This window comes from Microbacterium sp. ZXT2-5 (assembly GCF_055329545.1).
On record NZ_JBUZWD010000001.1, the window covers coordinates 71,169 to 83,390 of the forward strand.

The 12,222-nt window shown below is 71.1% G+C and carries 10 protein-coding genes; 6 read left to right on the plus strand and 4 right to left on the minus strand.

Annotated features, from left to right (window positions below; translation table 11 throughout):
- Positions 1–2: 2 nt before the first annotated feature.
- A complete protein-coding gene (locus ACZBH1_RS00360; RefSeq protein ID WP_463645168.1) occupies positions 3–1,976 on the minus strand; it encodes a GDSL-type esterase/lipase family protein in 1,974 nt (657 codons plus the stop codon).
- Between the two features lie 139 nt (positions 1,977–2,115).
- Between ACZBH1_RS00360 and ACZBH1_RS00365 the strand changes: the two genes are divergently transcribed.
- Positions 2,116–2,724 (plus strand): DedA family protein, encoded by a 609-nt coding sequence (locus ACZBH1_RS00365; RefSeq protein WP_463645169.1) that lies wholly within the window; start codon positions 2,116–2,118, stop codon positions 2,722–2,724.
- 26 nt (positions 2,725–2,750) lie between these two features.
- Positions 2,751–3,593 (plus strand): DNA/RNA non-specific endonuclease, encoded by an 843-nt coding sequence (locus tag ACZBH1_RS00370; protein ID WP_463645170.1) that lies wholly within the window; start codon positions 2,751–2,753, stop codon positions 3,591–3,593.
- 9 nt (positions 3,594–3,602) lie between these two features.
- On the opposite strand, the gene ACZBH1_RS00375 is transcribed toward ACZBH1_RS00370, so the two are convergent.
- From ACZBH1_RS00375 to ACZBH1_RS00385, 3 genes are all read right to left on the minus strand, one after another.
- Positions 3,603–4,250, minus strand: a complete 648-nt coding sequence (locus tag ACZBH1_RS00375; protein WP_336399059.1) for an FMN reductase — start codon at positions 4,248–4,250, stop codon at positions 3,603–3,605.
- A gap of 1 nt (position 4,251) precedes the next feature.
- Entirely contained in the window at positions 4,252–5,463 is a 1,212-nt protein-coding gene (locus tag ACZBH1_RS00380; RefSeq protein WP_463646634.1) for an LLM class flavin-dependent oxidoreductase, read from the minus strand.
- A gap of 126 nt (positions 5,464–5,589) precedes the next feature.
- Positions 5,590–6,705 carry an ROK family protein gene (locus tag ACZBH1_RS00385; protein ID WP_336399060.1) on the minus strand — a complete coding sequence of 372 codons (1,116 nt, stop codon included), beginning with the start codon at positions 6,703–6,705 and terminating at the stop codon, positions 5,590–5,592.
- 126 nt (positions 6,706–6,831) lie between these two features.
- On the opposite strand from ACZBH1_RS00385, the gene ACZBH1_RS00390 reads away from it, so the two are divergent.
- From ACZBH1_RS00390 to ACZBH1_RS00405, 4 genes are read left to right on the plus strand one after another with little or no spacing between them, the layout of a single operon-like run.
- Complete coding sequence (locus tag ACZBH1_RS00390) at positions 6,832–9,000, plus strand: alpha-galactosidase (RefSeq protein WP_463645171.1); 2,169 nt, start codon at positions 6,832–6,834, stop codon at positions 8,998–9,000.
- 37 nt (positions 9,001–9,037) lie between these two features.
- The gene (locus ACZBH1_RS00395) at positions 9,038–10,324 is read left to right on the plus strand and encodes an ABC transporter substrate-binding protein (RefSeq protein ID WP_336399062.1); all 1,287 of its coding nucleotides are present in this window, start codon (positions 9,038–9,040) and stop codon (positions 10,322–10,324) included.
- Position 10,325: 1 nt separating this feature from the next.
- Positions 10,326–11,261: a carbohydrate ABC transporter permease gene (locus ACZBH1_RS00400; RefSeq protein WP_336399063.1), complete on the plus strand. Its 936-nt coding sequence runs from the start codon at positions 10,326–10,328 to the stop codon at positions 11,259–11,261.
- On the plus strand, positions 11,261–12,178 hold the full coding sequence (locus ACZBH1_RS00405; RefSeq protein ID WP_378884768.1) for a carbohydrate ABC transporter permease: 918 nt from the start codon (positions 11,261–11,263) through the stop codon (positions 12,176–12,178). Before ACZBH1_RS00400 ends, ACZBH1_RS00405 begins: the two co-directional genes overlap by 1 nt.
- Positions 12,179–12,222: the final 44 nt, after the last annotated feature.

Consider the following 12,222-nt stretch of genomic DNA (forward strand, 5'->3'; position numbering starts at 1 on the left):
CCTCAGCCGGCGCGCTCGGACGCCGCCACGCTCCCCTGCGGGCCGACGAGCACGTACCCGGTGTGCTTGGCGGTGAGCCCGTCACCCGCCGTCGCGCCGCGCAGCCTCCGCCACACCCAGGGCAGCGCGTCACGGCGCAGCCACGAGCCCGGCAGCGCCGGATCGTCGTCGGCGTGGAGGCTCGCGTCGAGCTCGCCCAGCGCTTCGGCGTGCGGAACCCCCAGCGCCTCGGCCGCCCGATACGCCAGGAAGCGGTGTCCCCGCGGGCGCAGGTGCACCTTGTCGTCCGCCCAGAGCTCGGGGTCCCCGATGACCGGAAGCGCCTCGAGGTCGAGCAGCACGGAACCCGTCTCGGCGGCGATGCGCCGCAGCTCCGAGGCGTAGACGGCGAAGCGGCGTGCGAACAGCAGCGCGGCGCGGCGCCGCGGGAGGAACGGCGTCACCAGCAGCACGTCGGCGCCCGCGGCCCGCAGCGCGCGGACCGCCTCCTCGAGCCGGGCCGCCACCGCGACAGGGTCGACCCGCGCGCCCACGAGGTCGTTGGCCCCGATGAGGACTGCGGCGAGGTCGGGACGCAGCGCGAGGGCGTGCGGCAGCTGCTCCTCGACCAGGTGCTGCACCCGGCGACTGCGGACCGCGAGGTTCGCATAGCGGAAGGGCGCGCCGGCGCCTGAGGCGTGCGCGAGCAGCTGCGCCAGCCGGTCCGTCCAGCCGCGGTACTGCCCGGCCGGCATACGGGAGGCATCGCACAGCCCCTCCGTGATCGAGTCGCCCAGCGCGACGAGGCGCGACCACGGCCTGGGCGGCGCGGCGGTCGGACCGGGAGCCGCCGGTCTTGTCGCCGCACGCTGCAGCAGCGCGTCGTCGATGGGGCGCAGCATCCGCGCCTCTTCGTAGTGCTCGACCAGCTGCCGGCAGACCGCGCCCCACGATCGGTCGCTGACCGACGCGCGGGCGGCCGCGGCGAAGGCACGGCGCTTGCCGTCGTCGCCCACGAGGTCCGTCACGCGCGCACGCAGGTCCCGCAGATCGCCGGGGCGGTACAGCCACCCGTCGACGCTCGAGCGGATGAGGTCGAGGGGGCCGCCGCTCCCCGTCGCGACGACGGGCACGCCACTGGCGAGCGCCTCCTGGATGGTCTGCCCGAAGGTCTCGCTCTCGCCGGGGTGGACGAACACGTCGAAGCTCGCCATTGCCGCGGCCAGCGCATCGCCGGCGAGGTGCCCGGTGAAGACGGCCCCCGGCAGTGCGCGCTCGAGGGCCGGCCGCGCGGGCCCGTCTCCGACGATCACCAGCCGGGTCCCGGCGAGGCCCGCGAGCGCCGCGAGATCCTCCACCTGCTTCTCGGGCGCGAGGCGACCGACGTAGCCGACGACGGTGTCGCCGGGCGCGATCGCGGCCCGCCAGGCGTCGCTGCGGCGGGCGGGGGCGAACCGCTCGGTGTCGACGCCGCGCCCCCAGCGCCGGAGCCGGTCGACGCCGAGACCGGCCAGCTGCTCCAGCGAGGCCGTGGACGGGGCGAGCGTGAGCGTCGCGCGCCGATGAAGCCGGGCGGTGTGGCGGCCGACCAGCGCGGTCGCGTGCGGCATGCCGTACTTCTGCGCGTAGGCGACCACGTCGGTCTGGTACACCGCGACGGCCGGCGCGCGCAGGGCGTCGGCGGCGGCGAGGCCCTGCCAGCCGAGGACGAAGGGCGACGCCAGGTGCACCACGTCGGGGTCGAACGCGCGGAGGATCGAGGCCAGGCGGGCAGCCCGGGCGAACACGACGCGCACCTGCGGATACGACGGCAGCGGCACCGAGCGCAGCAGCTCCGTGCGGGCCCCGTGCAGGTCGGTCGTGATCTCGCCGGCGCGGGGTGCGATGACCAGCGTGTCGTGGCCTTCGGCGGCGAGGTGACGCAGGATCTGGAGCACGGACCCCGTGACCCCGTTCATGTGCGGCAGGAACGATTCGGCGAGGAGTGCGACTCTCACCCCTCCAGCGTGGCGGCGCGGGCACGTCCTGCCGGCGAGAATCGGCCCCTGCAAGGGAGTGTTCACCCGATGCACCGCGGGAGGTCACCGGACGTGCCCTGTTCCGTCGCCGTTCATCACGCCCGGCTATCAAGGACCCATGGTCGAGGAGCTTCTGACCGAGATCGCGCACAGCCCCTGGGCGCTGCCGCTGCTGTTCGCCCTCGTCCTGGGCGACGCGTTCCTCGTGGTCGTCCCGGGCGAGGCGGCGGTGACGGCGCTCGGCGCGCTGGCCGTGTCGGAGGGCCGCCCGGCGCTCGCCGCGATCGTGCTCGTCGCCGCAGCGGCGGCGCTGGCCGGCGACGGCGCCTGCTACCTCGTGGGCCGGACCATCGGGCTGCAGCGCTGGCGGTGGATGCGCGCACCCCGCAGCCAGGCCGCCTTCGCTTGGGCGCGGCTCCGGCTCGAGCGACGTGCGGCGCTGGTGCTGTTCACCGCGCGCTTCATCCCGTTCGCCCGGCTCGCGGTCAATCTCACCGCCGGGGCGACGAGGCTTCCGGCGCCGCGCTACCTCGCCGTCGCGACCCTCGCAGCCCTCGCCTGGGCGCTCTACCAGGCGCTCGTGGGCGCGGTGGTCGCCACGCTCGTGCCGGGAGGTCCCGTCGCGGCGGTGGTCGTGTCCGTCGCGGTCGCCGTCGGACTCGGGCTCGCGGTCGACGCCGTGCTGGCACGCCGGCTCCGTGCCCGGCGCTCACCCGGCGCCGAGTGAGCCTCGCGACAGGTCAGGATGGAGATGTGGCAGACGCGACCCCTGACGGATACGACGGCGGTTTCCTCGGCATCCCGCTCCCCCTCCCGCAGCCGCTCGGCGACGGCGAGGTCCGCGAGCTGACGTACCCGCGCTTCACGGTCCTGCTCGACACGGTCCGCCGCCTCGCCATGGCGACCGCGGTGAACATCGACGGCTCGACGCTGCACGACCTTCCTCGCACCGGCCAGTGGTGGCTGGACCCCCGTGTGCCCGCAGCCCAGCAGGCGGGGCCCGAGGTCTACGCCGCCAACGACCTCGACCGCGGTCACCTGGTGCGCCGCCGTGACCCCGGGTGGGGCACGCCGGCCGAGGCCAGGCGGGCGACCGAGGCGACGTTCGCATACCCGAACGCCGCACCGCAGGCGAGCGGCTTCAACCAGTCGAAGGAGCTGTGGCTCGGCCTCGAGGATCACGTGCTCGAGTTCGCCGACACGACCGACCAGCGCCTCAGCGTCTTCACCGCGCCCGTGCTGGCGCCCGACGACCCGCCGTACCGAGGCATCCGGATCCCGCGTCGCTTCTTCAAGGTCGCCGCGTGGGCGTCGGCGCACGACGAGCGGATGCCGCAGCTCGCGGCGGCCGGATTCGTCCTGGACCAGTCCGCGCTCATCGACGTGAGGCAGGGCGCGCTGGCCGTGCCGGCGCTCGGGGCGTTCCGGACGTTCCAGGTGCCGATCGCCGACATCGAGGAGCTGGCCGGCGTGGATCTCGGACCGCTCGTGGAGGCCGACGTGCTGCCGGCCGTCGACGAGCTCAGGGGCAGGGAGGCGCGCGGAGAGGACGAATGGCGTCCCCTCCGCGCACCCGAGGACATCTGCCTCGGATGAGGCCGGGGGCTACTCCCCCGCCAGCCCGCCGAGCAGGTGCCCGAACGAACGGCCCTCGCCGAGATAGTTCGCCGGGTCGAACGGGTCGGCGTCGGTCGCCGGCTCGCGCCGCGCGACCGCGTCGGCGAGCTCGCGCGCACCGCGCTCGATCCGCTCCGCGAGCGGCGCGACGTTGTCTGCCGACGCACCCCAGTCGCTGGAGGCCGCGAAGACGCCGGTGGACACCGGCTCGGCGTGGAGGTACGTGAACAGCGGCCGGATCGCGTAATCGATCGCCAGCGAGTGACGCGCGGTGCCGGCGTTCGCTCCGATCAGCACCGGCTTGCCGGTGAGCGCGTCGGGGTCGAGCACGTCGATGAACGACTTGAACAGCCCGGAGTAGCTCGTCGAGAAGATCGGCGTCACCGCGATGACCGCGTCGGCCGAGACGACCGCGTTGACCACGGACTCCAGGGCCGGCGGCGCGAAGCCGGTCAGCAGGTTGTTCGTGATGTCGTGCGCGTAGTCGCGCAGCTCGAACACGTCGACCTCGACCTGGATGTCGCGGTCGGTCAGGTGCTCGACGGTCGCGGCGGCGAGCCGGTCGGCCAGCATGCGGGTCGACGACGGGTTCGACAGCCCTGCCGAGACGACGGCGATACGGCGTGCCGTGGTCATGTCAGGCTCCCTTCCGGCCGAGGCCGAACGACGCGCCTGCGGCGGATCCGGCCTTCGAGGCCGCATCCCGGTAAGGGCTCGCACCGACGAGGTTGTCGCCGCGGTTGGCTCCGGGCACCGCCTGGCGCGGCGCCTGGTCGCCGTACGCGGCCGCGACCAGGTTGGCGTGGGTCGGGGCATCCGGGACCTCTGCCGGCCGGTTCTGCTGCAGCTCCCTGCGCAGCACCGGCACCACCTCGCCGCCCAGGATGTCGAGCTGCTCGAGCACCGTCTTCACCGGGAGGCCGGCGTGGTCGATGAGGAACAGCTGGCGCTGGTAGTCGCCGAACGTCTCGCGCATCGCGGCGTACCGGTCGATGACCTGCTGCGGCGAGCCCACGGTCAGCGGCGTCATCTCGCTGAAGTCCTCGAGGGACGGGCCGTGGCCGTACACCGGCGCGTTGTCGAAGTACGGCCGGAACGCGCTGACGGCGTCCTGCGAGTTCTTCGACATGAACACCTGTCCGCCGAGCCCGACGATCGCCTGCTCGGGCGTGCCGTGGCCGTAGTGCGCGAAGCGCTGGCGGTACAGCGCGATCAGACGCTGGTAGTGCTCCTTCGGCCAGAAGATGTTGTTCGCGAAGAACCCGTCGCCGTAGTACGCCGCCTGCTCGGCGATCTCGGGCGTGCGGATCGATCCGTGCCAGACGAACGGCGCGACGCCGTCGAGCGGCCGGGGCGTGGAGGTGAACCCCTGCAGCGGGGTGCGGAACTGACCCTCCCAGTCCACGACGTCTTCGCGCCACAGGCGGTGCAGCAGGTTGTAGTTCTCGATCGCCAGGGGCAGACCCTGGCGGATGTCCTTGCCGAACCACGGATACACCGGGCCGGTGTTGCCGCGGCCGATCATGAGATCGGTGCGACCGTCCGACACGTGCTGGAGCATCGCGTAGTCCTCGGCGATCCTCACCGGGTCGTTGGTGGTGATGAGGGTCGTCGCGGTGGACAGGATCAGGCGCTCGGTCTGCGCGGCGATGTACGCGAGGGTCGTCGTCGGCGACGACGACCAGAACGGCGGGTTGTGGTGCTCGCCCAGCGCGAAGACGTCGAGCCCCACCTCCTCGGCGTGCTTGGCGATCTCGATGGTCGCCTTGATGCGCTCGGCCTCACTGGGGGTGGTGCCGTTCGTCGGGTCCTCGGTGATGTCGCTCACCGTGAAGATTCCGAACTGCATTCCCGACCACGTGGTGCTCTCGCTCACGATCGCTTCTCCGCTCTTTCGCCGTGCGGGTTCTCCGTCGCGGACGAATCTATGCAAATGAATGTATATCGTGCAACGTGTGCAGGTCGAGGTTATTCCCTAATCCAGGCGGAGCCGATCGACGGCCGCCTGGATCGCGACGGCGGCGGCGCCTCGCGCCCAGGCGGTGAACCCCGAGTCGTCGACATAGAGCCGCACCGCGTCCGCCCGCGGATCGCGCCCCGCCGCGATCGCCGCGCGGACGCGCTCCTCGGCGATGTCGAAGAGGGCGATCCCCTCCCCTGCGAGCACCGCCGCGGGCTGGAACGTGAGATTGGCCGCGAGCGCGATGAACCGCCCGAGCGCATCCGCCGCCGCGTCGACGACCGCGAGCGCGGCAGGATCGCCCGCGGACGCCAGCTCGAGGACCTGCGGGTAGCCCACCGTGCGCTGGAGCGCCGCGGAGACCTGCGCGGCGATCGAGCCGGACGTCAGCATCGCCTGCGAGCAGCCGCGGTGGCCCGACGGACAGAGCGGGCCGCTGTCGGAGAGCGGGATGTGGCCGCCGAAGCCCAGCCCGGCCTCGGTCGATCGCACGACCTCACCGTCGACGACGAGCCCGTAGCCGACGCCGGCGCCGATGGTGATGACGAAGAAGCCCGGGATGCCGCGCCCGAGCCCGAACCACCTCTCGGCTTCGCTGAGCGCGATGACATCGTTCTCGAGGACGACGGGGACGCCGAGCCCGCGCTGGAGAAGTGCGCCGAAGGGGACGTCCTCCCACTCGAGGAACGGCGCGTAGCGGGCGATCGCGCCGTCGACGGCGCCACCCAGGGCCACGCCGGCACCGATCACGCCGTCCACGCCGATCGCGGCCACCGCATCGGCGATCTGCGCCGCGACCGCCTCGGGCTCGTGCGAGCGCAGGGCCTCGGTGCGCTGCGCGAGCAGGTCCGCACGGACGTCGGTGGCGACGACGTGGATCGCGTCGCCGGTGATCTTGACGCCGATGAACCGCCCCAGCCCGGGCGCGACGTCCAGCGGGCGCACCGGGCGACCGACCGAGCCGTCGGCGAGGTCCTCGAGCTCGACGAGGTATCCGCGGTCGAGGAACGGCTTGGCGAGCCGGGTGAGACTCGCCGGCGACAGGCCGAGGCGGCTCGTCAGGGCGCTGCGGGCGATCGGCCCGTGGATCAGCACGGCCCGTGCGAGCGCGCGTTCACTGTCCGTCAGCATCGGCGATGAACCTCCTCGGTCCGAGCGAAATGCTTCCATTGTGGCACCAATGGGGCGTTCTCCCCAGGAGATCGTCGCTGGAAACGACTCTTGCTCCCTGCATTAGTTCCATGGTAGAACTAACTCATGCACCGCAGCGACTCGCGGCTCGACGCCGAGCAGACCGTGACCACCTCCGCTCCGCACGTCCTCCACCTGACCCGGGGCGGCACGAGCGTCGTGCTGGACCTGGACGCGTCGCCCGGTCCGTCGATCGTGCACTGGGGCGCCGCGCTGACCGGCTCCACGCCCGCCACCCTGCGGGGGACGGCGATCGCCGCCCGCGCTCAGCGCGTGTCGGGCGGCCTGGACGCGACCCCCGCTCTCTCGCTCGTCCCCGTCGCGGCCGACGGCTGGTTCGGGACGCCCGGGCTCGAGGGACACCGCGACGGCAGCGGTGTCAGCATCCGTCTCGCGACCGTCGACGTGCAGGCCGCCGAGCATCGCGCGAGCATCGCCCTGGCAGACGCCGAAGCCGGCCTCGCGGTCCGGGTGGAGCTGCGGCTCGGACCGAGTGGTCTGCTCCACCAGCGGATCACGGTCCGCAACACCGGCGCCACCGACTACACGCTCCAGTCGCTCCAGACGACGTTTCCCGTCCCCTCCGACGCGACCGAGGTGTTCGACACGACCGGGCACCACCTGCGCGAGCGCTCGCCGCAGCGGCGGCAGCTCGGGATCGCCACGCACGTGCGGGAGAGCCGTCGCGGCCGCACCGGCGCCGATTCCACGATCGTGCTCGCCGCGGGCCGGCCCGGCTTCGGCTTCGAGCGCGGCCGCGTGCACGGCATCCACGTCGCATGGAGCGGCAACCACCGCGTCCTCGCCGAGCGGACCGTGACCGGCGACGCGTTCCTCGCGGGGGGCGAGCTGCTCCTGCCCGGTGAGGTGGTGCTCGCGCCCGGCGCCGCGTACAGCTCGCCGTGGGTGATCGGCTCGTGGGGCGACGGCCTCACGGCGCTGTCGCACCGCTTCCACGACGAGTGGCGCGCCCGCCCCCAGCACCCGCGGCGCCCGCGCCCGGTGACGCTGAACACCTGGGAGGCGGTCTACTTCGATCACTCGCTCGAGCGCCTTACGGCGCTGGCCGATGCGGCGGTCTCCGTCGGCGTGGAGCGCTTCGTCCTCGACGACGGCTGGTTCGAGGGCCGGCGCGACGACACCGCGGGCCTCGGCGACTGGACCGTCGACCGCGAGGTGTGGCCGCACGGCCTGCACCCGCTCATCGACCACGTCCGGGCGCTCGGCATGGAGTTCGGCCTCTGGGTCGAGCCCGAGATGGTCAACCCCGACAGCGAGCTGGCGCGACGGCATCCCGACTGGATCCTCCGTGGGCGGATGTCGCTGCCGCCGTCCGGTCGTCAGCAGCAGGTCCTGGACCTGTCGATCCCCGACGCATACGCCCACATCGCCGCACGCCTGCACGCGCTCCTGGACGAGTACCCCATCGCGTACCTCAAGTGGGACCACAACCGCGACCTCGTCGACGCGGCCGGCGGACCGGCCGGCGCAGCTCGCGTGCACGCCCACACCCTCGCCGTCTACCGCCTGCTGGACGAGCTCAAGGCCGCCCACCCGGGACTGGAGATCGAGAGCTGCGCCTCGGGCGGCGCCCGGGTGGACCTCGGCATCCTCGACCGCACCGATCGCGTGTGGACCAGCGACAGCCTCGACCCGCTCGAGCGCCTCGAGAACCAGAAGCACACCGGGCTGGTCGTCCCTCCCGAGATGCTCGGCATGCACCTCACCAGCCCCGTCGTCCACTCGTCCGGCCGCACGGTCTCGCTCGGCCTCAGCGGTGCGGTCGCCCTGTTCGGCCACTTCGGCATCGAGTGGGACCTCACCACGGTCGACGAACGCAAGCGCGAAGAGATCGCGGAGTGGGTGGCGCTCGCCAAGCGCCTGCGCCCGCTCATCGCGAGCGGGCGCGTGGTGCACGTCGACGGCACGGAGCCCGGCATCGACGTGCGCGGCGTCGTGGCGGCGGACACCGCCTCCGCCGTCTTCACCGTCGTGCAGACCGCCTCGAGCGCCGCCTACCCGGCGGGACGGGTGCGGATGCCGGGGCTCGACCCCGTCCGCGTCTACCGGGTGCAGGTGCGGATGCGCGACGGCGAGGACGCCGGCCAGTCGCCCCTCGAATGGGCGGGCGCCGAGATCGTGATGACCGGCCTGGAGCTGGCCGAGACCGGCGTCCGTCCTCCCGTGCAGCGTCCGCAGCAGGCGATGGTCATCGAGATCACCGCAGCGGGCTGAACGGACCACCATCCATCCACGCGCAAGGAGGCGCACCATGAGAACCAGTCATCGACGATGGGTCCGGCCGCTCGCGGCTCTGACCGTCGCCGCAGCGGCCGCCGCGATCGGCGGCTGCGCACAGCAGCCCGGCGACGGGGTGACCGAGCTGAACTTCTTCCAGTTCAAGGGCGAGGCCCTCGAGGACTTCAACGAGATCATCGCGGACTTCGAGGCCGAGAACCCCGACATCAGGGTGGTGCAGAACCAGGTCGCCGACGCCGACACGGCGATCCGCACCCTGCTGGTGAAGGACCGCGTCCCCGACGTCATCACGCTCAACGCCAACGGGAACTTCGGCAGGCTGGCGCAGGCCGGCGTGTTCTACGACTTCTCCGATGAGCCGGTGCTCGAGACGATCAACCCGGCGGTGCAGGAGATCCTCGCCGACCTCGGCACCTACGGCGACGAGGTGAACGGGCTCGGCTACGTCAACAACGCCAACGGCGTCATCTACAACCAGGACATCTTCGAGGAGCAGGGGCTCGAGGTGCCCGAGACGTGGGACGAGTTCATCGCCGTGTGCGATGCCCTCGAGGCCGCGGGCATCCAGCCGTTCTACGGCACGCTCGCCGATTCGTGGACCGCCATCCCGTCGTGGAACGCCCTCGGTGCGTATCCCGCGCAGGACGGCTTCTTCGACAAGATGCGCGAACAGGGCGAGGACGTGGGACCGGACTCGGAGGTGTCGTTCCAGAAGGACTTCGCCGAGGTCATGGACCGGCAGTACCAGCTGTACTCGTACATGCAGGAGGGCTACCGCGGCAGGACGTACGACGACGGGAACGCGGCGTTCGCCCGCGGCGAGTCGGCGATGCTCCTGCAGGGCATCTGGGCGACGAATCCGATCACGCAGGTGAACCCCGACATCCGGATGGGCATCTTCCCCTACCCGACCGACGAGCCCGGTGAGAGCCTCCTCGTCTCCGGCGTCGACGTGGTGTTCACGCTCGGCAAGGACAACCCGAAGCACGACGCGGCGATGCGGTTCATCGAGTACGTGTTCCAGCCCGACGTCATCGAGCGCTTCGCCGCGTCGCAGAACATGATCCCTTCGGTCGAGGGCGCCGAGCTGAGCGACGACCCCGCCCTGCAGTCCGTCCGCCCCTACTTCGAGGATCAGCGGATCACCGGCTTCATCGACCACCAGATCCCGCCGTCGATCCCGCTCATCCCCACCGATCAGCAGTTCCTCTTCGACGGCGACGCCGAGGCCGCGCTGAAGACCCTCGACAGCGAGTGGGCCAAGGTGGCCGCCCGCACGATCCCCGTGACGGAGGAGTGACATGACAACCCTCACCCAGGCGGTCCGCTCGAGCTCGACGGGCGCCTCCGGCAAGCGCGCCGCCCGCCTGCGCAGCGACAGCCGCCGCGCACCGTCGACCTACTACTGGATGGTGTGGCCCGCGGTGATCGCCTTCGCCGCCTTCCACACGCTCCCGGTCGTCGTCGGCATCTTCTTCAGCTTCACCAACTACGCCGGGTACGGCGCTTGGAACTTCGTCGGTCTGTCGAACTACCTGAACCTGTTCAAGGACGACCGCGTGCTGCAGGCGTACGGCTTTTCGTTCCTGTTCGCGATCGTGGCGACGATCCTCACGAACGCGTTCTCGCTGGCGATCGCGCTCGGCCTCAACGCCAAGATCAGGGCGCGGAACTTCTTCCGAGGCGTCTACTTCGTCCCCTACATCCTCGCGATCCTGGTGATCGGCTACGTGTTCCAGTTCTTCTTCTCGAACTCGCTGCCGAAGATCCTGTCGGGCATCCCGGTCTTCCGGGACAACATCCTGACGAACGAGACGTGGGCATGGACCGCGATCGTCGCGCTGGCCGTCTGGCAGGCGTGCGCGTTCGCGATCATCATCTACCTGTCGGGTCTGCAGACGATCCCGGCAGAGCTCTACGAGGCGTCGTCGCTGGACGGTGCGTCACCCTGGCGGCAGTTCCGCTCGATCACCTTCCCGCTCATCGGCGCCTTCTTCACCATCAACGTCGTGCTGAGCCTGAAGGGCTTCCTTCAGGTGTTCGACCCGATCGTCGCGCTCACCAACGGCGGACCGGGGACGTCGACCGAATCGGTCACGCTCCTGATCTTCCGCGGCGGCTTCTCCGGCGGGGAGTTCGCCTACCAGACGGCCAACGCGGTGATCTTCTTCATCGTCATCACGGTCGTCTCGCTCTTCCAATTCCGGGTCCTTCAGCGCAGAGAGGCCGATTTCTGATGACGACCATGACCAACACGGCATCGCAGCTCGAGCAGGAGGCCGACGCCGTCACGGCGAACGGCCGCCGGCGACGCCGCACCGAGCCCGACGACGACACGCGCAAGACCAACTGGTGGGCCACGGCTCTCATCGCAGTCTGCTCGCTCACGGTCCTGATCCCGCTCTACCTCGCGGTGGTGGTCGCGCTCAAGACGCCCGACCAGCTCAGCGCGGGCACCGGGTTCGAGCTGCCGAACCCGATCCGCTGGGAGAACTTCGCCGACGCGTGGGTGCGCACCAGCTTCCCGCAGGCGCTGCTGAACACGGCGATCATCACCGTCGGGTCGGTGGTGTTCACGCTGCTGACGAGCTCGATCGTGGCCTACGCCCTCGCCCGCAACCTCCACCGGCCGTTCTTCAAGGGCGTGTTCTTCTACCTGCTGGCGGCCCTGTTCATCCCGTTCCCGATCATCATGCTTCCGCTGGTGAAGCAGACCTCGATCCTGGGGCTGGACAACCAGGCCGGCATGATCATCCTCTACACGATCTACGGGCTGTCGCTGAACATCTTCATCTACACCGCGTACATCCGCTCGATCCCGATCGAGCTCGAGGAGGCGGCGAGGGTCGACGGGGCGAGCACGTGGCGGGTGTTCTGGCAGGTCGTCTTCCCGCTGCTCATGCCGATGAACGCCACGGTCGGCATCCTCACGTGCGTGTGGGCGTGGAACGACTTCATCATGCCGCTGGTGGTGCTGACGGAGCCGTCGGCGAGGACCCTGCCACTCGCGCAGTACGTCTTCCAGGGGCAGTTCAACACCGACTACACGGTGGCGTTCGCGTCCTATCTGATGGCGATGGCGCCGCTGCTCATCGTCTACATCTTCAGCCAGCGCTGGGTGATCTCGGGCGTCACCCGGGGCTCCATCAAGTAGACGATCAGGCGAACGGACGACGGATGCCGCCACCGACGCCGGTG